Annotated in this window: 24 protein-coding genes; 10 read left to right on the top strand and 14 right to left on the bottom strand. The window is 73.1% G+C overall.

Annotated elements, in window-relative coordinates:
- Positions 1-10 precede the first annotated feature (10 nt).
- Positions 11-853 (top strand): fumarylacetoacetate hydrolase family protein, encoded by an 843-nt coding sequence (locus tag AB0I42_RS23000; RefSeq protein ID WP_357539823.1) that lies wholly within the window; start codon positions 11-13, stop codon positions 851-853.
- Positions 854-871: 18 nt separating this feature from the next.
- Positions 872-1,636 carry an SDR family oxidoreductase gene (locus AB0I42_RS22995; RefSeq protein ID WP_357539821.1) on the top strand — a complete coding sequence of 255 codons (765 nt, stop codon included), beginning with the start codon at positions 872-874 and terminating at the stop codon, positions 1,634-1,636.
- Positions 1,637-1,658: 22 nt separating this feature from the next.
- Here AB0I42_RS22995 and AB0I42_RS22990 read toward each other — a convergent pair whose 3' ends face one another.
- The 8 genes from AB0I42_RS22990 to AB0I42_RS22955 all read right to left on the bottom strand — a co-directional run bounded on the left by AB0I42_RS22990 (position 1,659) and on the right by AB0I42_RS22955 (position 11,283).
- The gene (locus AB0I42_RS22990; RefSeq protein WP_357539819.1) at positions 1,659-2,480 is read right to left on the bottom strand and encodes a hypothetical protein; all 822 of its coding nucleotides are present in this window, start codon (positions 2,478-2,480) and stop codon (positions 1,659-1,661) included.
- A 59-nt stretch (positions 2,481-2,539) separates the two neighbouring features.
- Positions 2,540-5,350 (bottom strand): DUF5682 family protein, encoded by a 2,811-nt coding sequence (locus AB0I42_RS22985; RefSeq protein ID WP_357539817.1) that lies wholly within the window; start codon positions 5,348-5,350, stop codon positions 2,540-2,542.
- Positions 5,347-6,459: an AAA family ATPase gene (locus AB0I42_RS22980; RefSeq protein WP_357539815.1), complete on the bottom strand. Its 1,113-nt coding sequence runs from the start codon at positions 6,457-6,459 to the stop codon at positions 5,347-5,349. The genes AB0I42_RS22985 and AB0I42_RS22980 overlap by 4 nt, the downstream gene beginning before the upstream one ends.
- 14 nt (positions 6,460-6,473) lie before the next feature.
- A complete protein-coding gene (locus AB0I42_RS22975) occupies positions 6,474-7,862 on the bottom strand; it encodes a VWA domain-containing protein (RefSeq protein WP_357539813.1) in 1,389 nt (462 codons plus the stop codon).
- Positions 7,859-9,256 (bottom strand): hypothetical protein, encoded by a 1,398-nt coding sequence (locus tag AB0I42_RS22970; RefSeq protein WP_357539811.1) that lies wholly within the window; start codon positions 9,254-9,256, stop codon positions 7,859-7,861. The genes AB0I42_RS22975 and AB0I42_RS22970 overlap by 4 nt, the downstream gene beginning before the upstream one ends.
- Positions 9,256-9,762, bottom strand: coding sequence for a hypothetical protein (locus tag AB0I42_RS22965; RefSeq protein WP_357539809.1), 507 nt, complete (start codon positions 9,760-9,762; stop codon positions 9,256-9,258). Before AB0I42_RS22965 ends, AB0I42_RS22970 begins: the two co-directional genes overlap by 1 nt.
- Before the next feature lie 173 nt (positions 9,763-9,935).
- On the bottom strand, positions 9,936-10,265 hold the full coding sequence (locus tag AB0I42_RS22960) for a hypothetical protein (RefSeq protein WP_357539807.1): 330 nt from the start codon (positions 10,263-10,265) through the stop codon (positions 9,936-9,938).
- Positions 10,266-10,398: 133 nt separating this feature from the next.
- Positions 10,399-11,283: a LysR family transcriptional regulator gene (locus AB0I42_RS22955; protein ID WP_357539805.1), complete on the bottom strand. Its 885-nt coding sequence runs from the start codon at positions 11,281-11,283 to the stop codon at positions 10,399-10,401.
- A gap of 66 nt (positions 11,284-11,349) precedes the next feature.
- Between AB0I42_RS22955 and AB0I42_RS22950 the strand changes: the two genes are divergently transcribed.
- Complete coding sequence (locus AB0I42_RS22950) at positions 11,350-12,300, top strand: DMT family transporter (protein ID WP_357539803.1); 951 nt, start codon at positions 11,350-11,352, stop codon at positions 12,298-12,300.
- A gap of 10 nt (positions 12,301-12,310) precedes the next feature.
- Here the strand turns inward: AB0I42_RS22950 and AB0I42_RS22945 are convergent, their stop codons facing one another.
- Together AB0I42_RS22945 and AB0I42_RS22940 are read right to left on the bottom strand one after the other, a co-directional pair.
- A complete protein-coding gene (locus AB0I42_RS22945; protein WP_357539801.1) occupies positions 12,311-13,078 on the bottom strand; it encodes an ABC transporter permease in 768 nt (255 codons plus the stop codon).
- On the bottom strand, positions 13,075-14,010 hold the full coding sequence (locus AB0I42_RS22940; protein WP_357539798.1) for an ATP-binding cassette domain-containing protein: 936 nt from the start codon (positions 14,008-14,010) through the stop codon (positions 13,075-13,077). Before AB0I42_RS22940 ends, AB0I42_RS22945 begins: the two co-directional genes overlap by 4 nt.
- A gap of 62 nt (positions 14,011-14,072) precedes the next feature.
- Here AB0I42_RS22940 and AB0I42_RS22935 point away from each other — a divergent pair, with 62 nt between their 5' ends.
- The gene (locus tag AB0I42_RS22935) at positions 14,073-14,861 is read left to right on the top strand and encodes a TetR/AcrR family transcriptional regulator C-terminal domain-containing protein (protein WP_357539796.1); all 789 of its coding nucleotides are present in this window, start codon (positions 14,073-14,075) and stop codon (positions 14,859-14,861) included.
- 81 nt (positions 14,862-14,942) lie between these two features.
- On the opposite strand, the gene AB0I42_RS22930 is transcribed toward AB0I42_RS22935, so the two are convergent.
- The 3 genes from AB0I42_RS22930 to AB0I42_RS22920 form a co-directional block, all read right to left on the bottom strand.
- Entirely contained in the window at positions 14,943-15,521 is a 579-nt protein-coding gene (locus AB0I42_RS22930) for a dienelactone hydrolase family protein (protein WP_357539794.1), read from the bottom strand.
- Between the two features lie 41 nt (positions 15,522-15,562).
- The gene (locus AB0I42_RS22925) at positions 15,563-16,255 is read right to left on the bottom strand and encodes a CBS domain-containing protein (protein WP_357539792.1); all 693 of its coding nucleotides are present in this window, start codon (positions 16,253-16,255) and stop codon (positions 15,563-15,565) included.
- Positions 16,256-16,361: 106 nt separating this feature from the next.
- Positions 16,362-17,243, bottom strand: a complete 882-nt coding sequence (locus AB0I42_RS22920) for an SDR family oxidoreductase (protein WP_357539790.1) — start codon at positions 17,241-17,243, stop codon at positions 16,362-16,364.
- 119 nt (positions 17,244-17,362) lie between these two features.
- Here AB0I42_RS22920 and AB0I42_RS22915 point away from each other — a divergent pair, with 119 nt between their 5' ends.
- On the top strand, positions 17,363-17,935 hold the full coding sequence (locus AB0I42_RS22915) for a helix-turn-helix domain-containing protein (RefSeq protein ID WP_357539788.1): 573 nt from the start codon (positions 17,363-17,365) through the stop codon (positions 17,933-17,935).
- On the opposite strand, the gene AB0I42_RS22910 is transcribed toward AB0I42_RS22915, so the two are convergent.
- A complete protein-coding gene (locus AB0I42_RS22910) occupies positions 17,932-18,966 on the bottom strand; it encodes a PCRF domain-containing protein (protein ID WP_357539786.1) in 1,035 nt (344 codons plus the stop codon). The two genes, AB0I42_RS22915 and AB0I42_RS22910, sit on opposite strands and share 4 nt — an antisense overlap.
- A gap of 113 nt (positions 18,967-19,079) precedes the next feature.
- Here AB0I42_RS22910 and AB0I42_RS22905 point away from each other — a divergent pair, with 113 nt between their 5' ends.
- From AB0I42_RS22905 to AB0I42_RS22885, 5 genes are all read left to right on the top strand, one after another.
- Positions 19,080-19,508 carry a MarR family winged helix-turn-helix transcriptional regulator gene (locus AB0I42_RS22905; RefSeq protein ID WP_357539784.1) on the top strand — a complete coding sequence of 143 codons (429 nt, stop codon included), beginning with the start codon at positions 19,080-19,082 and terminating at the stop codon, positions 19,506-19,508.
- A 20-nt stretch (positions 19,509-19,528) separates the two neighbouring features.
- Positions 19,529-20,035 carry a hypothetical protein gene (locus AB0I42_RS22900; RefSeq protein ID WP_357539782.1) on the top strand — a complete coding sequence of 169 codons (507 nt, stop codon included), beginning with the start codon at positions 19,529-19,531 and terminating at the stop codon, positions 20,033-20,035.
- Positions 20,032-20,307, top strand: coding sequence for a hypothetical protein (locus tag AB0I42_RS22895; protein ID WP_357539780.1), 276 nt, complete (start codon positions 20,032-20,034; stop codon positions 20,305-20,307). Before AB0I42_RS22900 ends, AB0I42_RS22895 begins: the two co-directional genes overlap by 4 nt.
- Positions 20,308-20,463: 156 nt before the next feature.
- A complete protein-coding gene (locus AB0I42_RS22890) occupies positions 20,464-21,990 on the top strand; it encodes a PQQ-dependent sugar dehydrogenase (protein ID WP_357539778.1) in 1,527 nt (508 codons plus the stop codon).
- A gap of 450 nt (positions 21,991-22,440) precedes the next feature.
- Positions 22,441-24,561 carry a Xaa-Pro dipeptidyl-peptidase gene (locus AB0I42_RS22885; RefSeq protein WP_357539776.1) on the top strand — a complete coding sequence of 707 codons (2,121 nt, stop codon included), beginning with the start codon at positions 22,441-22,443 and terminating at the stop codon, positions 24,559-24,561.
- The last annotated feature ends 104 nt before the right edge of the window (positions 24,562-24,665 follow it).

The raw sequence follows: 24,665 nt of genomic DNA, 5'->3' as shown, positions 1-24,665 counted from the left end.
AGGTTGGTCAGTGAAGCTCATGCGGGTCGGCCCGGCGGGCGCGGAGAAACCCGTGCTGTACGCCGGTGACCGGCACTACGACCTGTCGGCGCTGACCGCCGACATCGACCCGGCGTTCTTCGCCACCGACGGGTTGCGCCGGGTCGCCGGGGCGACCGGCCTGCCGGAGATCGACGTCACCGGGCAACGGGTCGGCCCGCCGATCGCCCGGCCCGGCGTCGTCCTGTGCGTCGGCCAGAACTACGCGGCCCACGCCGCGGAATCCGGCGCCGAGCCGCCCACCGAACCGATCGTCTTCTACAAGGCGCCGAACACCGTGGTCGGGCCGTACGACACGGTGCTCGTCCCGCCCGGTTCGACCAGGACCGACTGGGAGGTCGAGCTGGGCGTCGTCATCGGCCGGCGGGCCCGCTACCTCGACTCGCCCGCCGACGCGCTCGCCCACGTCGCCGGGTTCGTGCTGTCCAACGACGTGTCGGAGCGCGACTCCCAGCTCGCCCGCTCCGGCGGGCAGTGGTCGAAGGGCAAGTCGTGCGAGACCTTCCAGCCGCTCGGACCGTGGCTGGTCACCCCCGACGAGATCGCCGACCCGCAGGCACTGTGGCTGCGCTCGTGGGTCAACGGCGAACCCCGGCAGGACTCCACGACCAAAGACATGATCTTCGACGTGGCGTACCTGATCTGGCACCTGTCCCAGTTCACCGTCCTCGACCCCGGCGACCTGATCAACACCGGCACGCCGGAGGGGGTCGCGCTGTCCGGCCGGTTCCCGTACCTGAAGCCCGGCGACGTCATGGAGATCGCGATCGAGGGGCTCGGCCGGCAGCGTTCTCCGTTGGATGGCGCCCGATGAACGGCACCGGAGGTTCCGGTGCGGTGTGACGGCCTGGTCGCGGTGGTCACCGGCGGCGGCTCCGGAATCGGCCGGGCCTGCGTCGAGGCGCTGCTGGCCGCCGGCGCCCGGGTCGGCGTGCTCGACCTCGATCCGGCCGGCGCCCCCACCGACCCCCGCGTCCACCCCGTACGCGCCGACGTCGCCGACCGTGCCTCCCTCGCCGCCGCGGTCGCGTCGGTCGCCGACGCGTACGGCGGGATCGACATCCTGGTCAACAACGCCGGCATCTCCGCCGTCGGCACCGTCGAGGACAACGACGACGCGCAGTGGGCCCGGGTGCTCGACGTCAACGTCACCGGCATCGCCCGGACCACCGCCGTCACCCTGCCCCACCTGCGCCGGTCCCGGGCCGCGGCGATCGTCAACATGTCGTCGATCGCGGCCGGCGCCGGCCTGCCCCGACGGGTGCTCTACTCGGCGTCCAAGGGCGCCGTCCACGCCATGACCCTCGCCCTCGCCGCCGACCTGGTCGGCGAGGGGATCCGGGTCAACTGCGTCGCCCCCGGCACCGTCGACACCCCGTGGGTCGCCCGGCTGCTCGCCGACGCCGACGACCCGGTCGCCGAGAAGATCCGGCTCGCCGCCCGCCAGCCCACCGGCCGGCTGGTCACCGCGCCGGAGGTGGCCGCCGCCGTCGTCTACCTGGCGTCGCCGGACAGCGGCGCGGTGACCGGCACCTCGCTCGCGGTCGACTGCGGCCTGTACGGCCTGCGGCTGGCCCCATCACCGCCCCCGAGCTGAACCGGGGAACGGACCCGGCCGGCTAGCCGGGGTCCGAAGTAGACGGTGGCGTGGTGGCGTCGCCGGACGGGGGAGCGTCGCCCGTCGTCCCGGCGGTGGGCGGGGGAGCGGGCGCCGGTTTGTCCGCCTGCGGCGGGAAGTGGGCCGAGGGATCGGGGCAGACCAGGTACGGCATCGGCACCGCGTAGCCGCCGGGGTAGACCGGCCAGGCCGGTACCGGCGGCGGTGCCGGGCGCGGCACGAAGTAGCGGTGCGCGGGAGGCAGTGCCAGCAGCAGCACCACCGCACCCGTGAGGGTCAGCACCAGCACGGTGCCGACCCCGGTGGCCAGGAAGGAGAGGTCACCGAACGCGATCGGTTCGGCATACAGGGTCGCGAGGAACTCCGACTCCTCCCACAGCCCGTCCGGATCGTCGACGGCGCCCTCCTCGACGTACCCGCCGTCGTCGATCGCGACCAGCAGCGGCAGGAACAGCAGACCGGAACACCCCTGAAGCCCGCAGACCGCCAACTGCGCACCCCCGGCGACGAAGACGAGGATCCGTCCGACGTTGCCGCCGCGCAGCACCGGCACCGCCGTCGCGGCCAGCCAGACCGCCAGAACCAGCGTCGGCAGGCCCATGACCACCGCACCCAGGACGTTGCCGAACCGCTCCCCACTCACCTCGTCGGGATCGGCGTCGGGCACCAGCGCGGCGACCCGGGAGATCTCCCCGTCGAACCACACGGCGTGCGCGACGGTCATCCCGACGATGCCGAGCAGCAGGACCGCGGTGGCGAGCAGGAGCCAGAACGCGGCGGCCACCTGCGTGGGGCGGGCCGGGCGTGCCTCGTCGGCGGTCATACCGCGAGACGGTACGGGTCCGGCGACGTGCCCGAACCCGCCCGTTCGGCCACAATGGATCAACCGGTGAGCAGGTCGGCCACCGCGACGGCCGTCTCCGGGTGGGCGGCGAGCAGCGTCGCCAGCCCGGCCGGGGCAGCCGGTCCCGCGTCCCGCCACCCGCCGGTGCAGCCGAGCAGCGCCGCGACCGCGTCGACGGCCTCGGGGTGCCCGGCGAGCAGGTCGGTGACCGGCCCCGCCGCGACGGCCGCCCCGGCACCGGCCAGGAACGGCGCCGGTGCCAGCCACGGCGGCAGCCAGGCGTCCAGCGCCGGCAGGCTGCCGGGGAACGTCCGCCCCGCCTCCCGTACCAGCAGCGGCACCAGCTCCGGGCCCTGCTCGCGCAGGGTGGTGATGAGCGTCGGCAGCCAGGGCAGCAGCACCGGGTCGGGCAGCCGGGCGAACGCCGACGACAGCACCTCGACCACGAACGGCGTGAGCCCCGGAACCGGCTCCAGCGCCTGCACGAACCCGGCGAGATACTGCGGGAAGGCCGGCACCACCAGCGGGTTGCCGAGCAGGCCGGCACACCGCTCGCGCAACTCGGCCAGCGGCAGCAGGCCCAGTTGGTGCCGGGCCGCCCACAGCAGGGCGACCTTGGCCGGCGTCTCGGGATGCGACTGCGCGACGGCGAGTTCGAGCTGTGACCGGTCGCAGCCCAGCGACAGCGCCAGGCTCTCCATGCCGAACAGGAAGCCCAGCATCGCGCCGACCTGACGGACCCCGGTCTGCTCGTCGACGAACGCGGTCGGCAGCAGCGTGCAGTAGTGCGCGTAGCCGACGGTCACGAACGACTCGCACCAGGCCGGCAGCGCCGACCCGGTGGTGCGGTAGTGGCCCAGCAGCCGGCGGATGCGGCGCAGCACGTCGGGGGCGTCGTCGACGGTGCGTTCGGCGGCGAGCAGGTCGACCGCCCGCGCCCCCAGGTCGTCGACCAGGCGGGGGCTGTCGAGCAGCCGTACGGCGTCCTCGACGGCCCCGAGCGCGACCGCCGCGGTCGCGTCCGGACCGCGTACGGCCCGGCGCAGCCGCTGCTCCAGCACCTGCTCGACGGTCACCCCCTCGTAGCCCAGTTCGATCAGCGCCCGCTGGTTGCGGCCGAGTGCCACGTCCCAGCTCTCCTGGATCGACCGGTGCCCCAACCGGCGCTCGCCCATGATCGGACGGGCCGCGTCGGACGGCAGCAGGTGCCGCAGCATCCAGAGCAGGTCCGAACAGGGTGCCAGCTGGGGATCGGCCCGCAGGTCCAGCAGGACCCGCTGGACCGTACGCTTCTCCGGGTCGATGCCGAGCGGCCGGAGCCGGTCGACGACGTCGCGGGCCAGTGGTGGCAGGGCGTCGTAGCCGACCTGCCCGATCCGGTCGCCGCCGAGCAGGATCTCGCACAGCCGGCGGACGTCCCGCCGGCCCGGCACGACGTCCTTCTCGACGCAGGTGACGGCGGCGTCGGCGAAGTCGTACGGGGTCGGCCGGGGCCGGCCGCGCAGGTTGGCGAGCAGGATCGAGGTCTCGAAGACCGCGATCGCGTCGGCGGTGCTGGCCAGATAGCCGTTGCGGCGGGCCAGCCGGACGATGTCGACGCACCAGCCGCGCAGTTCGGCCTCGTCGAGGCCACCGAGCGTCGGCGGCTCGGCCAGGAAGCCGCTGAGCCGGTCGGTGACCGGCCCGGCCGGCGCCGGTGCGGCGGCGGAGCCACCCCGGGTGGTCGTCCGCCGGCCGCCGCGCTGCCCGTCGAGGCGGAACGGGACGAGTCGGGACCGGCCGACCGCCTTGGTCCAGGTCGCCGAGGCGACCGACACCGATCCGGAGGCCAGCCCGAACTGCGCCTCGATCGCGGAGTGGCTGGACGGGATGAGCCCGTACCGCCAGCGGGTGCCGGTCCGTGGGGTGATCTCGTAGGCCGGGGCGTCGGCGGCGAGCCCGAACTGCTCGACGCGGCTGGCGGCGTGGAAGGCGCCGCAGACGTAGAGGCAGTCGGCCGGGTCGGCACCGGACGCGGCCAGGTGCTGCCGCATCCGGGTCCACATGTAGCGCTCCCGGTCCTCGTCGCGGTCCAGCCGCTCGGACCGGGCCGGCCGCAGCCGCCGGAACAGGCTGCCGATCAGCACCATCACCTGCCGGTAGGTGTCGTGGTCGGCGTCGACGAGCGGCTGTTCGACGTACTGGTCCCACCACTCCGACCAGTGCCGCACCTTGCCGTGGTGCAGCAGGTAGGTCTCCAGGTCGGCGAAACCGGGGCGCAGGTCGCCGATCTCCACCCCGACCGCGTCGCCGTGCAGGGCGGCGTCCTCCTCCGCCTCCGTGGCCACCCCGGCCGGCCCGTCGGGCGGCGCCGATCCCGGTGGCCGGGGCAGCCACTGGAAGACGTGGTCGGTGGAGCGGTCGACCAGCACCAGTTCGACCCCGGGGGTCTCCAGCGCGTACGCGATCGCCTGGTATTCCGCCGACGCCTCGGTGACCGGCGCGACCACGCTCAGCGGACCCCACTCGGCCGGGAAGCCGTCGAGTTCGGACGCGAACGCCTGCAACGCCACCGGCAGGCGGCAGTTGCGCAGCTCCCCGAGCAGCGGCTGGAGGTCTTCGCAGAGTTCCAGGTAGATCACCCGGGGCCGCTTCTCCCGCAGCCGGCGCACCATCGCCAGCGCGGAGGCCGGGGAGTGGTGGCAGACCGGGAAGATCTCCAGCGGCTCGCCCAGCGCCCGGTCGACGTCGTCGACGATGCCGGCGAGGATGCCGTTCAGCGCGTCCGGTGAGTCGGCGAAGGTGGCGGCCGCGTCGGTGAGCTGCTCACGCAGCGCACCGAACGGGCCGGCCGTGGCGGGCGCGGTCACGACAGGGCGGCGATCGCCTGGCGGCCGCCGTCGAGGAAGTCGCCCCAGGTGTCACCGTCCTGCTTGGCGCGCGGCTCCACGACCCCGTGCAGGTATTTGTTGAGGATGGCGAGGTCTTCCGGGCTGCGCCGGGCCAGCGACCCCATCAGCGACCCGGCCAGGGTCGCCGCCCGCAGGGTGCGGTCGCCGAAGAACTGGCTGTGCAGGATGGCGTCCTCCAGCACCCCGATCTGCTCGGCGGTCGACAGCGCCGACTCCAGCTTCTCGTCGTCGCTGGTCGCCGACGCCGCGGCGGCGCGCAGGTCGGCGAAGCTCTGCAACAGGATGTCGAGCAGGGTCGGCGGCACCTCCAACTCGATGCGGTGCCGGCGCAGCAGTTCCTCGGTACGGAACCGGACGATCTCCGCCTCGCTGCGCTTGTTGGTCACCACCGGGACGCGGACGAAGTTGAACCGCCGCTTGAGCGCCGAGGAGAGGTCGTTGACGCCCCGGTCACGGCTGTTCGCGGTCGCGATGATGGAGAAGCCCGGCTTGGCGAAGACGATGTTGTCGTGGTCGAGTTCGGGGATCGAGACGTACTTCTCCGACAGGATCGAGATGAGGGCGTCCTGCACGTCGCTGGTGGACCGGGTCAGCTCCTCGAACCGGCCGACGACGCCCTGCTCCATCGCCGTCATGATCGGCGACGGGATCATCGACTGCCGGGACTGTCCCTTGGCGATGACCATCGACACGTTCCACGAGTACTTGATGTGGTCCTCGGTCGTGCCGGCGGTGCCCTGCACGACCAGGGTCGAGTTGCGGCAGATCGCGGCGGCGAGCAGTTCGGCGAGCCAGCTCTTGCCGGTGCCCGGGTCGCCGATCAGCAGCAGGCCGCGGTCGGACGCCAGGGTCACGATGCTCCGCTCGACGAAGCTGCGGTCGCCGAACCACTTCTGCGGGATCTCCCGGTCGAGGCCGTCGGCGCGTTCGGAGCCCAGGACGAACAGCCGGACCATTCGCGGGCTCAGCCGCCACGAGAACGGCTTCGGGTCGGTGTCGACCGACTCCAGCCAGTCGAGTTCGTCGGCGTACTTGACCTCGGCGGGGGCACGCAGCATCTCGGTCATTGGGGAAGGTTCTCCTAGGTGAGGAAGCTCTTGAGCTCGAAGACGAGTTTGCGGATGTGGCCGGAGATCACCGGGGTGCCCAGGTCCTTGAAACGCTGACGGAACCAGGGGTTGACGCTCTGCTGGCCCGAGCTGTTGACCGAGCCGACCGGGATGAACCGGACGCCGGAGCGGTGCACCGCCTCGATGCCGTCGAACAGCGGCTGGGAGCGGCCGAACTCGTAGAAGTCCGAGATCCACACCATGACCGTGTTGCGCGGCTCGACGATCTTCGGGCGGGCCATCGCCATCGCCACCGGGCCGTCGTTGCCGCCGCCGAGGTTGGTGCGCAGCAGCACCTCGAACGGGTCGTGCACCCACGGCGTCAGGTCCAGCGCCCGGGTGTCGTACGCGATCAGGTGTACGTCCACCTTGGGCAGTCCGGCGAAGATCGACGCCAGGATGGTGCAGTTGACCATCGAGTCGACCATCGAACCGGACTGGTCGACCACCACGATCAGCCGGGCCGGTGTGGTGCGCCGGGCGGTCTGCCGGTAGTAGAGCCGGTCGACGTAGAGGCGCTCGTCGTCCGGGCTCCAGTTGGTCAGGTTCTGCCAGATGGTCCGGTCGAGGTCGAGGTTGCGGAACACCCGCTTCGGTGGCACCGACCGGTCGATGGTGCCGACGCTGGTCTGCTCGACCTGCGTACGCAACACCTCGGCGACCTCGTCGACGAAACGGCGGATCAGCGCCTTGGCGTTGGCCAGGGCCACCCCGGACAGGTTGGCCTTGTCGCGCAGCAGTTGCTCGATCAGCGACATGCTGGGGGTCAGTCGGCTGGCCAGCGCCGGGTCGGCCAGCACCTCGCGCAGGCGCATCCGCCGGACGAGGTCACCCTCCAGACCGGCCAGCGTGCCGCCCAGCCCGCTGCCACCCTGCCGGCGCAGCTCGCCCGGCCCGAAGCCGAGCGCCTGCTCGAACCAGCCGGCGTCGGACTGCCAGCCGGCGAGCTGGCCGGCGGTGACCGCGCCGGAACCGGTCGCGAAGACGTTGAGCAGCAGCTTCGACACCAGGGCGGCGCGGCGGACCTCGTCGCGGCCGACCGGGTCCGGCTCGCCGGCCTCGCCCGCCGGGGTCGTGGGGTCCGCAGGGGCACCGGTTCCGGCCGGTGCGTCGGCCTCGGCCGGTGCCAGCAGGCCGCGCAGTTCGTCGGCGAGTGCCGGGAAGCGCTGGACGACGTTGTCGACCGAGACCGCCGGGTCGAGCAGCGCGGCCGGCAGGCCGAGGTCGTCGACGACGGCGACGCTCGCCGATTCCAGGGCGGGCTGCTCGTCGGGGTCGAAGAGCCGGGCCAGCAGCCGCCAGTAGAGCACCTGGCGGCGGTTCTCGTCGGAGTGGTCGTGGGTGGTGTCGGGGCCGGTCACTTCCGCAGCAGCCTTCCCGCGCGCTCGCGCAGCACCGCCACCACATCGCCCGACCTGGCCTCGGCCTTGGCCACCTTGGGGTCGGTGACGCCCTCGGCCCAGTCGCCGTTGTGCGCGGCCACCGTACGGCGCTTCACCGTGGCCTGCACCGCCAGCGGCTGGACGCGCCACCCGTCGTCCCACCTGACCAGGCCGAGGCAGGCGGACGAGGAGGCGACCAGTTCGGCGGTGAGCGGGCCGCACGACGGCAGCCGGTCGACCGCGACGGCGATCCGGTGGCCGTCGAGTTCGAGGCTGAGCGATCCGTCGTCGGCGCGTACGGCGTAACCCTCCAGCAGCACCGGCTCGGCGATGCCGACCGGGTGCCGGTCCAGCGGTGCGGTGGCCGCCGCGACGGCGGTGGGCAGCAGCACCCGGGCGGTGGCGAACGGGTCGGCCGGCTCGCCGAGCTGGACCAGGTCGTCGTGCCAGAGCAGGTCGCCGCCGCTGACCGGCAGGTCGGTGACGGTGAGGCCGCGCCGGTGCGCCAGGGCGGCCAGCAGTACGGGGTGGGCCTGGAGCAGTTGCCACACCGCCGGACCGACGATCGTGTCGACCTTCGCGGCGCCGACCGCGGTGCGGACCAGTCGTGGTGGCGAACCGTCGGCGGGTTCGAGGATCCCGTGCACCTGGACCTGCACCGCCGTGTCGTGCTCGTGTACGTCGGCACCGAGCGGCAGCAGCCGCCCGGTGACCAGTTCGGCGGCGGCCGACCCGGTGCCGGCCGGCGGGACGTGGGCGAGCAGCGTCGCACGGGTCCACAGGTCGGCCCAGCGGCGGGTCGGCACCTGCGGCATCGTGCCGATCGGGACGCTGGCCCGCAGTTCGGCGGCCAGCCCGTCGAGCAGGACCGCGAGCCGGCGCAGCGTGGGCACCGGCAACAGCGCCTCGACCTGTGCCCCGGCGGCAGCCAGCAGTTCGTGGTCGACGCCCCGCCAGCCGGTGACCGCCACCTCGTGCAGCCAGGCACGGGCGCCGTCGAGCGGGTGCTCCGCCGGCGGCCGGGTCGTGGTGGACGTCCAGGCCGCCCGGTCCCGGGCCACGGCGGTGTCGAACCGCCCGAGCAGGGCGTCGTGGGTCGCGCCGAGCAGCGCCGTACGCGCTCCGGCGAGCGTGACGAGATGCTCGCGCGCCACCGAACCGGCGGTCATCTTGTCCACGGCCTCGGCCACCCGGTCGCCGAGCGGGGTGCCGGCCAGGGCGCCGGCGAGGGCGGCCAGTGCGGCGGCGCCCGGCTCGCCCACCCGGGCGAAGCCGTCGGTCAGGGCCTCGTCGAATCCGGCGACGACGTCGAGGGCGTCGGTCAAGCCGGCCGGGGTGCCGTCGTTCAGGACGGCGAGTTGGGTGCCCAGCATCAGCGGGCCGCCCCGGTCGCCGGGAACCAGTGCAGTTCGGGCAGGGGGGCCGTGCTGCCGGGCAGCTCCAGGTAGGCCAGGTGGCGCAGGAAGCGGCTGAACACCACGGCGGCCGGGGTCGGCTCGTGCCGCGCGTCCAGCCGGCGCAGCAGCCCGGTGCCGGTGTCCACCCCGGCTTCGACCTCCACCCGCAGGTAGCGGGCGACCCGGTCGATGCCGTACTGGAGCACGGCCTCGTCGGCGAGCGCGTGCAGGTGCTTGCAGGGGGCGCCGCGCAGGCCGCCGCACGGCCGGTTGTTGTTGGTGCTGCAGTGGTAGGCGTGGCTGCCGGAGGTCACCGACGAGACGTAGACCCGCTCGATGTCAGAGCCGCTGGACACCACACCCTGCAGCCGGCCGTCGGCCAACTCGACGAAGGGCACCTTGGCCAGCTTCCGGGGCCGCGCCGGCGGCACCACCCGTAGCGCGCTGCGTCGCCGCCACGCGGCCCGGTCCACGTCCGCCACTACGACCTCCCACCCCGCCGGCAACCGGCGCCGGCCACGACGATGCCGGCGCCGGGCCGCCCCGGCGCCGCCGTACGGGAGAGATCATGGACCACGGGTACGACAGCGCGCCGCCGCCCCGGAAACGCACCGGGACGGGTGGGGCAGTGCCCGCACCCGTCCCGGCGTGGTGGTCAGAAGGCGCGGAAGCTCTGGAAGCGTCCGGCGTCGTAGGTGCGCAGCGTTCCGGTGTTGGTCTCGTATCCGGTGCAGTCGGCGGTCCGGTACATCACGACGTTGGTGAAGCCGCTCCAGCCGACGTGGCCGATGACCGTCCCGGGCAGTGGCGTGCATTCGCCGGTCGGGGTGGACAGGTGCACGACCGGGGTGGTGAAGGGGAAGCTGCTGTAGAAGGCGAGGCCGGACGGCTGGGCCGAGGCGGGCGCGGGCGCCATCCCGAGCCCGGCGGCCATGACCGCGGCGGCGGCCAGGCCGGCGCCGATCCTCGCTCGCGTCCGATTCATGCGATTCCTCCTTGGTATCGACTACCGTCGAATCGTGACCCAACTTGGTTGACTGCGCAAGTAATTCTGTCGACGAAGACCCGATCTCACGTCACCGCGTCGCCGAATCCACGGGCGACCGGACGTGCCCGCGTCAGGCCGGCACCGGCCCGGTCGGTCCGTCCGGTGACCGGTGCTCGGCGGTGAGGTCGAGGAGCCTTCCGACCAGCGGGTGGCGGGGGCGGGTGGCCGGGGCGCCCAGGGTGAGGACACGGCGCAGGGTGTCGGCCAGCGGGGTCATGGCCAGCCCGGCCGGGAGCATCGGCCCGGCGAGGGTGGGCATGAGCGTGACGCCGAGGCCGGCGTCGACCATCGCCATCAATGTCGTCAGCTCGCGTACCCGCTGGGCCGGCCGGTAGGGCAGGCCGGCCCGCCGGTGGAGTTCCCGGATCTGGGGCTCGCAGCCGGCGGTGGAGACCAGGAGCGGGTCTTCGGCGAGATCGGCGAGCGGGATCGCGGCGGTGCCGGCGAGCGGGTGGTCGGTACGGGTGACGGCGCGGAACTCGTCGCGGGCGACCACCGGCCCGGTGCCGGCCGGCGCGTCGACGAGGACGGCCGCGTCGGCCGCCCCGGTCGCCAGCCATTCGGCGACCTCGACGTCGTCACCTTCGAGGAGCCGTACCCGGATGCCGGGCGCGTGGGTGTGCCAGAGGGTGAGGAGGTCGGGGACGAGGCGGTGCCCGGCCGTCGGGGTGACCGCGAGCCGGATCGTGCCGGTGGTGGGGGTACGGGACGGCGTCGCGGCGTCGAAGGCGTCGGCGGCGGCCAGCGTCGCGCGGGCGTACGGCAACAGGCGGGCGCCGTGCGTCGTCACGACGACCGGGGAGCGGTGCACGAGCGCCGCGCCCACCTGCGACTCCAGGGTGGCGAGGCTGTGCGACACCGACGACTGGCTGGTGCCGAGCACGGCACCGGCGGCGGCGAACCCGCCGGTGTCGACGATGGCGACGAAAACCCGGAGCTGGCGCAACGTCGTCACTGCCCGACCTCCATGAGGAAAACAGATCGACCTATGAAACAGATCTGTTTGCCTCATCGTACGGCGATGCCCGAACGTGGACCCGGGCACAGCGAGGAGGAGCGGATGGACGATGCCGGGAACCGGCTCGTGGCGGTGCAATTCACGCTGCTGGCGCTGGTGTGGGGCGCCAGCTTCCTGTTCATCAGGGTCGCCCTCGACGGTCTGTCGCCGGTGCAGGTGGTGTTCGGCCGCCTCGCGTGCGGCGCCGCCGTCCTGGCCGTGCCGATGCTCGCCGTACGGCGCCGCTGGCCGCGCGGGGTGCGGGTGTGGGGACATCTGACGGTGATCGCCGTGCTGCTGTGCGTCGCCCCGTTCCTGCTCTTCGCCTGGGCCGGGCAGTACATCCCGTCCGGCCTGTCGAGCATCTACAACGCCACCACCCCGATCACCACCCTCCTGGTCTCGCTCGCCGTACTGCCCGACGAACGGTTCACCCGGACCCGTACGGCCGGGCTCGTCGTCGCGGCGGCCGGGGTCCTGCTCGTCGCGGCGCCGTGGACCGCGCCCACCGGCGGCGCCGGAACCCGGCCCCTGCTCGCCCAGGGGGCGTGCCTGGCCGCGACCACCTGCTACGGAATCGCCTTCGTCTACAGTCGACGGTTTCTGCGCGGCACCCCGTACGACCCGACGACGATCGCCGCCGCGCAGGTCACCGTCGCGGCGGTCGTCACCGCCGCCCTGGTCCCGTTCGCCGGCGCCACGCCGGTGCGGTGGTCCGTCCCGGTCGTCGCCAGCGTGGTCGTGCTCGGCGGGATCGGTACCGGCGTCGCCTACGTCTGGAACACCCGGATCATCCAGGCGTGGGGTGCGACCCTCGCCTCCACCGTCACCTACCTCACCCCGGTCGTGGGGGTCAGCCTCGGCATCGTCGTGCTCGGCGAGCCGCTGCGCTGGAACGGACCCGTCGGCGCGGCCCTGGTGATCCTCGGCATCCTCACCAGCCGGAGCCGGGCCGGCCGGACTCCGGCACGGTGAGGTGCCCGGCCTACCTCCGGCCGGTACGCGCGAAGAGCCGTACCGTCAGGACGGTGGCGACGGCGCCGATCGACCCGAGCCAGAGTGTGCTGGCGAGCATGTCACCGGCGTCCGGGCTGCCGGCCGCGAAGCCGCGCAGCGTCTCGATCGCGACCGTGACCGGCTGGTGTTCGGCGAATCCCCGAAGGTAGGCCGGGAGGCTCTCCACCGGTACGAACGCGGTGGAGAGGTAGGGCAGGAAGAGTGCGACGAAGCTGAACATGCCGGCCGAGTCCACCGACCGGGCGGCCAGTCCCCAGGCCGCGGCGACGAGGGTCAGCACCAGGATGTACCCGGCGAGCAGGGCGACGATGCCGAGCCATTCCACGGACGACGCGCGCGGGCGGAAGCCGAGGGCCAGCGCGACGAGGACGACGACCGTGGTGGAGACGAGGTTGCGCAGGACGCTGGCGAAGACGTGACCGAAGATCACCCCGGAGGCCCGTACGGGCATGGTGCGCAACCGCTCGATCACCCCCTTGGTGACGTCGGCGTGGACGGAGGTCGCGGTCAGCGCGGCGCCGAAGCCGGCGCACAGCAGCATCACGCCCGGGGTGACGTAGTCGGTGTACGGGCCACCGGCGGCGCCCTCGAGGGCGGACCCGAAGACGGTGACGAACAGGATCATGATCGCGACGGGCGCGACGACGGCGGTGACGAGGCTGTCGAGATTGCGCAGCGAGTGGACGATGCTGCGCCGGGTGAAGACGAGTTCGGTGGGGAGCGGCAGAGCTTTCACGGCTGCTTGTCCTCGCGGTCGACGGGGTGTCCGGTGAGGGTGAGGAAGACGTCGTCGAGGCTGGGCGTGCGGATCGCCGCCCTGGCCACAGCCTGTCCCTCGTCGTGGTAGCGGTTGAGGATCTCGCGCAGGCGGTCGGGGCTGCCGTCGGTGCTCTCGCGCCGGACGTCGCCGCCCTGCAGGGTGAGTTCGACCCATTCCCGGCCGACGTGTCGCTTCAACTCCGGGGCGGTCCCGGAGGCGACGATCCGGCCGCCGTCGAGCACGGCGATCCGGTCGGCGAGGGTGTCCGCCTCCTCCAGGTACTGCGTGGTGAGGAAGATGGTCCGGCCCGCCGCGGCGAGCCGGGTGATGGTCGTCCAGAGTGCCTGGCGGCTGCGGGTGTCCATGCCGGTGGTCGGTTCGTCCAGGAAGATCACCGGCGGTGAGTCGACGAGGCCGGCGGCGAGGTCGAGCCGGCGTCGCATGCCGCCGGAGTACCGGCCGGCCCGGCGGTCCGCGGCGTCGGTGAGGTCGAACTCGACGAGCAGTTCCCGGGCCCGGGCCTCGGCGTCCCGCCTGCTCCGGCCGAGCAGTTGGGCGATCATGACGAGGTTCTCCCGGCCGGTGAGTTCCTCGTCGACCGAGGCGTACTGCCCGGTGACGCTGATCAGCCGGCGTACCTCGGAAGCCTCGGTCACCACGTCGCGGCCGAGGACGTGGGCGGTGCCGGCGTCCGGCCGGATCAGGGTCGTCAGGACGCGGATCAGGGTCGTCTTCCCGGCGCCGTTCGGGCCGAGCATCGCGAAGACCTGTCCGCTCGGCACGGTGAAGGTCACGTCCCGCAGGACGTCGTGGCCGCCGTAGCTCTTGCGGATGCCGGTCACGGCCAGTGCCGGCACCGGTGTCGCCGGTGGTCGGAGCGCGGTGGAGGAGGGGGGTTCGACTGTCATGCCAGACAGCGTAACCCCTACGCAGTACGGATGCGTAATGGTTACGCAGTAAGATCGGTCCCGTGTCGTCGACAGCTTCCGAAGGGCCACTGCGCGGCCTGCCCCCGGTGCTCCTGTCCGCCTGGGGCATCGCGCAGAACACCACGAAGGGGCCGAAGCCCCGGTGGAGCCTCGACCAGATCCTGAACACCGCGGTCGCGCTCGGCGACGCACACGGGGTCGAGGCGATCACCATGAGCCGCGTCGCCAAGACGCTCGGCGGCGGCACCATGTCCATGTACCGCTACGTCCAGTCCCGGGAGGACCTGCTCGTCCTCGCCGCCGACGCCGCACTCGGGCGCCCACCACACCTGGCGGCGGAGGAGGGTTGGCGCGCGCGCACCCACGCCTGGGTCGCCGCGATGCGCGACACCTACCGGTCCCATCCCTGGCTCTCGTCGCTGCCGATCACCGGCGAAGCGCTGATGCCCTCCTACGTGCGGTGGATGGAGGCCGGTCTCGGCTCCCTCGAAGGTTCGGAACTGCCCGGCGGCGAGGCCGTCACCGTGCTGACCCTGCTGTGGACCTACGTGCGGTCGGACGCCGAACTCGGCGCCGGCCTCGCCGAGTCGCTACCGGCGAGCGCCCGGACCGCCCCCGAGGTCAACGCCTACCTCGCGGAGCGCCTGCGCGTCGCGGACCGGCACGACGAGTTCCCCCGGCTCCGGGCGATCCTGGAAAGCGAGAATCCCGCCGACGGCGGGGAGTCCTTCGACGACACCGACTTCGCGCTCGCGATCGACGTCATCCTCGACGGCGTCGCCGCCCGCCGCCGCGCCCTACGTGACGTGAAGGTGCGTAGTGATCGTTAGCTGTTCCACTGTTGTCCGTACGGCGTGTCGAACTGCTGGGCAGCAGATGATCACAGGTGCCCCGGCGGGCCGGGGTACCTGTCAGCGGACGCCGGCCAGGAAGGCGAGCACCCGTCGGGTCACCAGTGCGGCGGCCTCTTCGTCGTACGCGTCGAGGCTGTTGTCGGTGAACAGGTGCCGCTCTCCGGGGTAGAGGAACAGCTCCCCGGCGTCGGCCTCGGCGACGAGGGCGCGGGCGGCGTCGATGTCGCCCTCCCCGGCGAAGTACGGGTCGTCGTCCATGCCGTGCACCTGGACCGGTACGCCGGCCGGCCATCCGCCGCCGAACTCCGACGTCGGTATGCAGGCGTGCAGCAGCTGCGCACCACGGGCGCCGGCCCGGGTCTGGGCCAGCATCTGGGCGGGCACCACGCCGAGGGAGAGCCCGACGTACACGAGTTCCCGGGGCAGTCCCTCGGCGACGAGCCGGCCGCGCTCGGCGAGCGCGCCGAAGCCGACCTTTCCGGCGTGGGCCACCCCGTCCTCGAGGGTGTCGAAGACCTCGCCGTCGTACAGGTCGGGCAGGTGGACGGTGTGACCCGCCTGCCGCAGCACGTCGGCGAAGTCGCGTACGCCGGACGTCAGCCCCTGCGCGTGGTGGAACAGCAGTACCTCGGCCATGCGGCCGATCCTGCCAGACCGCCGGTCGCGCCGGGGTCCGCTCAGCCGGCGGCGGCCGACGTGGACGGCGCCGGGTCCACGTCGTCGAAGTCGTACGTCAGGTCGTCGGCGACGACGTCGACGACGCCCGGCACCCGCGCCGCCAGCCGGCCCGCGATCTCGGCCGAGCTGCGCCGGTCGAGTCGTCCGGCGAGTTCGACCATCCCGTCGGTCACCGTCACCTCCAGGGTGCCCTCCTGTGCGGTCAGGACCCGCTCGACCACCTCCCGCACGATGTCGCGCTGGATGTCCCCGTCGGGGCGCAGGTGCACCTTGAGCAGGTCGCTCCGCGAGACGATGCCGACCAGTCGGCCGAGGTCGTCGGTGACCGGGAGCCGCTTGACGTTCTCCCGGCTCATGCGCCGCGCGGCGGCGGCGAGCGGCGTACCGGCCGGGACCGTCACCGCCGGCGTGGTCATCAGCTCGTACGCGATCATGCCGGCGGCCTTGACCCGGGCGTCGTGCCGGCGCCGTCCCTCGAAGATCCGCCAGCCGGGACTTTCGCCGGTCAGTTCCACCTTGTGGAGCAGGTCGGCCTCGGAGATCACGCCGAGCACCCGCCGGAACTCGTCGACGACCGGTACGGCACTCACCCGCCGCGCGGTCATCAGGTCGACGATCTCCCGGTACGGCGCCGACTCACCGACGGTCAGCACATCGGTCGTCATCACGTCGTCGACGGTCCACGTCCTCATCACGTACCTCCTCGGCCGTTCTGCAACCCAGCGTATTCGGGCTGGTCGGGCCTTGGCAGGGTCGTGGGTCCGCGACCGGTGGGGGCGTTGGTCCCTGGACGGCGGCTCAGTGCCGGGGCGCGAGCACAGCCTTCAGCGCGTCGCGGTGGTCGGCGAGGAACTCGTCGAAGGTGCGCGGCGGCCGTCCGGTCAGCTCCCGTACGGCGTCGGTGGTGGCGGCCAGGGCGCCGTCCGCGATCCCGGCCCAGAGGGTGGCGACGTCGTCGGCGAAGTGCGCGGGCAGGCCCTGCGCGGTGAGGGTGGCCGCCATCTCGGCCGGTGGCATTCCGACGTTGCGCACGGTGGTGCCGACGGCCGTGGTCAACCTGGCCGCGATCTCCGTCTGCGTCAGCGCCTCCGGCCCGGTGAGCACGTACGTCTCGCCGGCACCGCGCGATCCGGTCAGCAGCACGGCCGCGCACGCGGCGATGTCGGCCGCGTCTATGTAGGACACCGGCGCGTCGAGGTGGTTGCCGATCAGGTCGCCGTCGGCGGTGAACGATCCCGCGCCGGTGACGAAGTTCTGCATGAAGCCGCTGGGTCGCAGCAGCGACCATTCGACGCCGGACGCCTTGAGGTGCTGTTCGATCTGCCAGTGCGCGCCCACGGCCAGTCGGCCGCCCTCCTCGGCGCCCCAGACGGAGACCTTGACGATCCGGCTGACGCCGGCCCGCCGGGCCGCGTCGATCGCCTCCCGCTGCTGGCGCACCATCGGCTGCTCGCCGTCGGTCGGTACGGCGCCGCCGGCGTTGAGGAACAGCCGGTCGACGCCGTCGAGCGCGCGGGCGACCGAGTCGGGGTCGTCGAAGTCGCCGGCGACGAAGTCGACGCCGAGGGCGGCGCCCCGGGACTCGTCGCGGACCATCGCCTTGAACGGGACGCCGTCGTCCGCCAGTCGGCGTACGAGGTGTCCGCCGATCGATCCGGTCGCACCGGTCACCAGGATCATGAGGGTCGCCCTCCGCTCGACGTGCCCGCCACGACGCCGCCGCACCACACGACGGCTAAGCTGAGGCGTCCTCGAATAAAATATCGAGGGGCCCTCGACTTAGCAAGGTGGAAGGTGGCATGACCACGCCGGCACGGCAGCGACGGCCCCGCGCCGACGCGCGCCGCAACTACGAACGCCTGCTCGCCGAGGCCGAGACCGCCTTCCGGGAGCGAGGCACCGACGCGCCGCTGGAGCACATCGCCCGCGCGGCGGGAGTGGCGATCGGCACCCTCTACGGCCACTTCCCGCACCGGCGCGCCCTGCTCGGCGCGGTGCTGCGGGACCGGCACGCCGCGCTGTTCGAACACGCCGACCGGCTGCGGGACCATCCTTCGGCGCAGGACGCGCTCGCCGACTGGATCCGTGCCATGGTCGACCACGCGGCGGCGTACGCGGGCCTGGCCGACATCCTCGCCGCCGGCGTCGACGACGAGGCCTCCGAACTGCACGTCGCCTGCCAGCGGATGACCGACACCACCGCCGCCCTGGTGGACCGGGCCCGGAAGGACGGTGCGGTACGCCCCGAGGTCACCGGGGCCGACGTGTTGGCGCTCACGAGCGCGGCGGCCTGGCTGCGTGGGCAGGTGTCGCGCGAGCAGGCCGACCGGACGGTCGACTTCATGCTCGACGGGCTCCGCCCCGACCGCTAGCCGGTCACCCGCCGCCGGACAGCTTCCCGGAGCAGTCGTTCAAGGGCCTCCGCGCCCGGTGGTTCCCCGTACGCGCGGACCTCGCCCGAGGGCCGGTCGTCGGTGCCGCGTCCGGCGGCGAGCAGGCGGGTGCGTAGCTCGCGCCAGGCGGACCGGGCCACCGTCCAGCCCGGCCCGGGGTGCTGACTCGACGCGCGGATCCCGGTCGGCAGGTGGGTGAGGATCACCATCGTGTCCCGGTAGCGGCCACTGCAGTCCGCGCCGGTGACGCGCGGCTGGTCGACGCGGACCTCCCGGTCGCGCACGTCGACGTGGTCGCCGGGAACCGCGACCGGCAGCACCCGCACCACGGCGGCCGCGGTGCGGGGCAACCCGTCCGGCGAGTACGTCGCGGTCAGCCGGTGGGTGCCGGTCTCCGCGGCGAGGCGGCCGTACGCGTACGGTGCGGCGACGGTGAGGACTGCCGACCGCAGACCGGACCACCCTCGGAACCGGCGCCGGTGCACCTCGGTCGGGTGACCGCGCCACGCGGCCCAGTCCAGGTACATCGCCAGCAGCGTGCCGACGGGGTCGACGAGGTCGAGCCCGTCCGGCTCGAGGTCGACCGCCTCGATCTCGACCAGCGCGTGCCGCTCGTCGTCCGGGTCGGTGAGCAGGCTCAGTATCGCCAGGTCGTGTACCGGGCCGGCCAGCGCGGCCAGGTCCGCGGCGAGATCGGCTACCAGGGCCGCCGCCTCGTCGTCGACCCGGCCGGCGGGACCGTCGTCCACCCGCTCGGCCGCGACCAGTTCCAGCAGCGCGGTCACGTCGTCGAGCCTTCGGCGCAGCTCGGTGTATCGGCCGATCCGTTCGTCGACCCGCGCGAGCCGGGTCAGCATTCCGCGTGCCCGCTCCCGGTCCTCCCACAGGCCCGGTGCGGCGGTGGCGGTGGTCAGCCCGGCCCGCTCCCGCCGCAGATCGTCCAACGCGGACGCCGCGACACCGAGCGTGGCGTCGAGGTCCGCGGCCCGCCGGGCAAGGTCGGCGATCACCTCCGGCACGGTAGCGTCGCCTGGCCAGCCGTCGGCGCGGACGTCGCCGGCCGGGGCCGTCGAGGCGGTGCCGGTCGCCGCCCTGACCTCGGCACGCGCCCTAGACTGCGGCCATGTCCGCCAGCCCACCGCCCATCAGCCCGTTGATCGCCCTGCTCACGGCCGCCCGGGTGTGGGACGCCGAGCTGACCGACGCGCTCAAGCCGATCGGGCTCACCACGCGCAAGTACGGCCTGCTCGGGCACATCCGGGGCCGGCCCGGCATCTCGTTCAGCGAGCTCGCCCGGCGCTCCCGGATCACCGTGCAGAGCGCGCACACCGCGGTCGCGACGCTGGTCGCGGCCGGTCTGGTCGAGGACTCGACCGCGCAGGCCGGCGCGGCGTCCACGCTGCGGGTGACCCCGTCGGGTGAGGCGGTGCTGGCCCGTGCCGCCGAGGCGGTGGCGACGCTCGACGCGCGCCTGTCGGCCGACCTGCCCGAGGTGGCGGACGCGCTGCGCGAGGTGATGCGGCGCAGTTTCGGGGGATCGGCACCCGACTAACCTTCAGTTATGCTGAAGGTGTGGAAGCCTTCCTTCTTTCCGTGCACGTGCTCGCCGGCATCCTCTTCGTCGGCCCGGCCGCCGTCGCCGTCAGTCTGTTCCCGAGGTTCGCGCCCCTCGCCGAAAGCGCCGCTGGCGCCGCTGGCACCGGTGGCACCGGTGGCACCGGTGGCACCGGTGGCGCCACCCGCCCGGCCGGGGAGCGCAACGTCGGGGTCGCCCGCCTGCTGCACCGGATCACCCGCGGCTACGGGATCGCCGCCCTCGTCGTGCCGGTCGTCGGGATCGCGCTCGCCCTCGTGCAGGGGCGGATGGGCGAGGTGTGGATCACCGTTGCGATGGTGCTGACGGCCGTCGCCGGCGGCATCCTCGCCCTCCAGATCGCCCCGCGACAGCGGGACGCGCTCGCCACTCCCGGCGACGGGCGGCGGTTGCGGCGGCTCGGCATGCTCGCCGGGATCTTCAACCTGTTGTGGGCGGTCGTCGTGATCCTGATGATCGTCCGGCCGGGGTCGGACTACTCGTGAGGCCGCTGCTGCGCTCCCTCGAAGTGCTCTCGATCCTCGAACTGGCGAGCGTCGTGGTGCTGCTGCTCAATCTCGCCACCGTGCACCTGCGGCCGGTGAGCGCCGTGCTCGGTCCGGTGCACGGCGCCTTCTATCTCGCGGTCGCGGTCACCGCCCTGCTCGGCCGCGACCTGCGGCCGCGTACCCGGCTGCTCGCGCTGGTGCCGGTCGCCGGCGGCGTCTTCACGATGCTGAACGTACGGCGCGAGGCGCGGCGACCCGTCGCCGGCTGACGAGGGGTACGGGCCGGACCTCCCGTCGGGAGGGGACGGTCCGGCCCGGTCCCGATACGTGGGAACGCTCCCAGAAAGTCATCGAAAAATCGGCAAATGCCGATACGATGCGCGGGATTCCCCGATCACGGCACGCCGGCTGGACTGGAGTGGACAGTGCACCGAAAGCGTTGGATCCCCGCCCTGGCCCTCGCGGTCACCCTCGCCGGGCTCCCCGGCCCGGCGCACGCCGCCCCGGACACCGCCGCGCCCGGCGCCACCGCCCGTCCGCTGGACCAGGTGCGGGTCACCACCACCCAGGTCGCCTTCGGACTCCAGCGACCCACCGCCATCGCGGCCCCCGACGACGGCAGCGACCGGCTGTTCATCACCGAGAAGGCCGGCCGGATCCGGGCCTACCACCCGACCACCGGACTGGCCGCCACGCCGCTGCTCGACATCACCGACCGGGTCGCCGTCTCCGGCAACGAGCGCGGCCTGCTCGGCATCGAGACCGCGCCCGACTTCGCCACGAGCGGCGTGCTCTACCTGGCATACACCGCCGTGCCCGACGGCACGCTGACCCTGTCCAGGTTCGTCCTGTCCGGCGGCACCGCGACCGAACAGGTGATCCTGACCCAGCCGCACGCCGAGTTCGCCAACCACAACGGCGGCGAGGTCAAGTTCGGGTCCGACGGACACCTCTACTGGAGCCTCGGCGACGGCGGCAACGCCGGCGACCCGTTCGACGCCGGCCAGCGGCTCGACACCCTGCTCGGCAAGATCGTCCGGCTCGATGTCAGCCGGTCCTGCGGCGGCAGCCCGTACTGCGTACCGGCGGACAACCCGTTCGTCGGGGTGGCCGGGGCGCGCGCCGAGATCTGGGCCTTCGGCCTGCGCAACCCGTGGCGCTTCTCGTTCGACGCGCAGGACGGCTCGCTCTGGATCGCCGACGTCGGCCAGGGCACCTACGAGGAGATCGACCACCTGCCGGCGAACGGCGGCGGCGCGAACTTCGGCTGGTCGTGCCGGGAAGGGCCGGTCGTGTTCGACCTGAGCCGGTGCCGCGCCGGGGCCAGGTACACCGACCCGGTGTTCCACTACCGCACCTCCTTCGAGGGCTGCGCGGTGATCGGTGGGTTCGTCTACCGCGGCCAGCGGTACGCCGACCTGGTCGGGGGCACCTACATCGCCAGCGACTACTGCTCGGCCACCGCGTGGGCGATCCGCCCCGGCGCCCCCGGCGCCCCGTACGAGAACCGCGTCATCGGCGAGCTGCCGACCCAGCCGACCAGCTTCGGCGAGGACGCCGACGGCGAGCTCTACCTCGTCAACGACCTGCCCGGCCAGCTCCACCGGATCTCGTTCGAGGCGGTTCCGCCACCCGCCGCCTGCGCCGTCACCTACACCGTCGACGACCAGTGGGGGAGCAACTTCCGCAGCACCGTGACCCTCACCAACACCGGCACCACCGCGCTCGACGGCTGGTCGCTCGCCTGGGCCTTCGACGCCGGGCAGCGGGTCGGCGGCGGCTGGAACGCCGCGCTGACCCAGCAGGGCAGCACCGTCACGGCCACCAACCTGTCCTGGAACCGGACCGTCGCGCCCGGCGCCTCCGTCACCTTCGGCTTCCTCGGCACGTACTCCGGCGGCAACCCGGTCCCGACCACGTTCACCCTCGGCGGCTCCGCCTGCCGGACCTGATCGGCAGGGCGCGAAGGGCCGGCGGGGGTGCCCCGCCGGCCCTTCGCCGTACCCGGCCCGTGTCGACCGGCCGACGGTGGGGAAGCGCCGCGACCTCCGGCGCCCGGTCGTAGGGGAGCGCTCTCCGCCGCCCGTGGGCCGCCCGACGGGCCGCCGACCAGGGGTTCCGGTTCGACGTTGGAAGGTCCAGGCCAGGGCGAAGTTCCGTCAGGTGTCGGGTGCTGTCGATCGGGACCCGTTGCTACGGTCTCGTGACCAAGAACACCCGTCGTCGATCCGACCTTCTTCACCGGCGTACCACCCCCGTACGTCCGGCCGACCCTGCCTGAACCAGCGCCGCCGGGACCGAACCGGACCCGGGCGGCCGTTCCCCATATCTCGCCACCGCCCCGGCACGCCGCGGCGGCGGCCGTCGATCGCCCTGACCAGGACTGCTGACGGAGGACTCATATGACACGAAGAAAGTTGGGTGCACGGGCGGTCGTCACGACGGCCGTCTCGTGCGTGGCCGCGCTGGCCGCCGGTACGGCGGTCACCCAGCCGGCGGCCGCCGCTCCGACGAATGCCGGGCCGGTCTTCGTCGACGGCCAGGCGCAGATCGTCCCCGAATTCGCCGACTCCACCACCTGGATCCGCCAGCAGCTGTGGGTCGAGACCGAGTTCGACTCCGACGGTGACGGCCGGCGCGACCGGATGCACGTCGACGTCACCCGCCCCGGCCCGACCGCCGACGGGCTGAAGGTGCCGGTCGTCTACGAGACCAGCCCCTACTACGCCGGGACCGGTTCGACCCAGCGCCAGTACCTGTGGAACGTCTCCCACGAACTCGGCGAGCAGCCCCCGGCCCGGCTCTCCCCGCCGCCGATCACCCACCGCGCGGACCGTACGTCGGTCAGCAGCAGCGAGGTCAGCACCTGGGTGCCGCGCGGCTTCGCGGTCGTCCACTCCGACTCGCCCGGCACCGGCCTGTCCCAGGGCTGCCCGACGGTCGGCGGCAGCAACGAGTCGCTGGCCCCGAAGGCCGTCGTCGACTGGCTGAACGGCCGCGCCAAGGGCTTCACCAGCGTCGACGGGACCGAGCTGGTCTCCGCGACGAGCTGGTCCACCGGCAAGGTCGGCATGACCGGTACGTCGTACAACGGGACCCTGCCGCTGGCCGCCGCGACGACCGGCGTCAAGGGGCTGGAGGCGATCATCCCGATCGCCCCGAACACGTCGTACTACCACTACTACCGTTCGCAGGGCCTGGTCCGGAACCCCGGCGGCTGGGTCGGCGAGGACATCGACTTCCTCTTCGACTACATCCACAGCGGCTTCCCGGAACGGCGCCAGTACTGCATCGAGCAGGTCCGGGACATGATGAACCGGCACCAGGACCGGGCGACCGGCGACTTCAACGACTTCTGGGCCGGCCGCGACTACCTGCCGCAGGTCAAGAACGTCAAGGCCGCCACCCTGATGGCGCACGCGTTCAACGACTGGAACGTGATGCCCGAGCACAGCGTCCGGATCATCGAGGCGCTCAAGGCCCGCAAGGTTCCCGTGCAGGCGTACTTCCACCAGGGCGGCCACGGCGGCGCCCCGCCGCTGGACATGCGCAACAAGTGGTTCAGCCGCTACCTGTACGGCGTCCGCAACGGCGTCGAGAACGACCCGAAGGCCTGGATCATCCGCAACGAGACCGGGGCCAGCCAGCTCACCCCGTACGCCGACTACCCCAACCCGGCGGCGTCCCCGGTCACCCTCAACCTGAGCGCCGGCGGCGCCACCACCGGCGGGCTGACCTCGCTGGCCCGGCCGGGCACCGGCGTCGAGCGGTTCGTCGACGCGGGCAACACCGCCTGCAACGTCGGCACGTACGCCACCGCGGACTCGCCGCACCGCCTGCTCTACGTCACCCCGGAACTGTCCGCCCCGGTGCACATCTCCGGGTCGCCGAAGGTGACGCTGAAGCTCGCGTCGAGCAAGGCGGCGGCCAACCTGTCGGTGGCGCTGGTCCGGCTGCCGTGGACCGGTGCGGCCGGCTGCGAGTCGAGCACCCGCGGCTCGACGACCAGCGTCATCACCCGGGGCTGGGCCGACCCGCAGAACCGTGACTCGCTCACCCGCAGCAAGCCGCTGGTGCCGGGCAAGTTCGTCGACGTGACCGTCGACCTGCAGCCCGACGACCAGGTCATCCCCGCCGGACAGCGGATCGGCCTGATGGTCTTCTCCACCGACCACGAGTTCACCCTGCACCCGGCGCCGGGCACCGAGCTCAGCGTCGACCTGGCCGGCGCGTCCCTCGAACTCCCGGTCGTCGGCGGGCCGCTGGCGATGCCGGTCTGCGACAACCCCGACACCGGGGCGACGGTCGTGATCGGCGGCGTCGACAGCGGCGTACCGAACCGGCCGCTGGCCGGGACCTGCACCATCAACGACCACATCCTCGACGGCGAACAGTGGCCGAACCACGGCCAGTTCGTCCGGCACGTGACCGAGGTGGCCTCCGACCTGGTGGCCGCCGGGAAGATCGAGCCTCGCGAACGCGGGGCGATCGTCAGCGCGGCCGCCCGCTCGCGGATCCGCTAGCAGACCCGCGGGGGGGGGGGGGGGGGCGCCCCCCCCCCCCCCCCCCGGGGCCCCCCCCCCCCCGGGGGGGCGGGGGGTGGGGGGGGCGGGGGGGGGGACCGCGC

It is taken from the genome of Polymorphospora sp. NPDC050346 (assembly GCF_040655695.1).
GTDB classification, from domain to species: Bacteria; Actinomycetota; Actinomycetes; order Mycobacteriales; family Micromonosporaceae; genus Polymorphospora; species Polymorphospora lycopeni.
The sequence above is the reverse complement of the archived record's forward strand: the minus strand, read 5'-3'. Positions and strand labels throughout refer to the sequence as shown.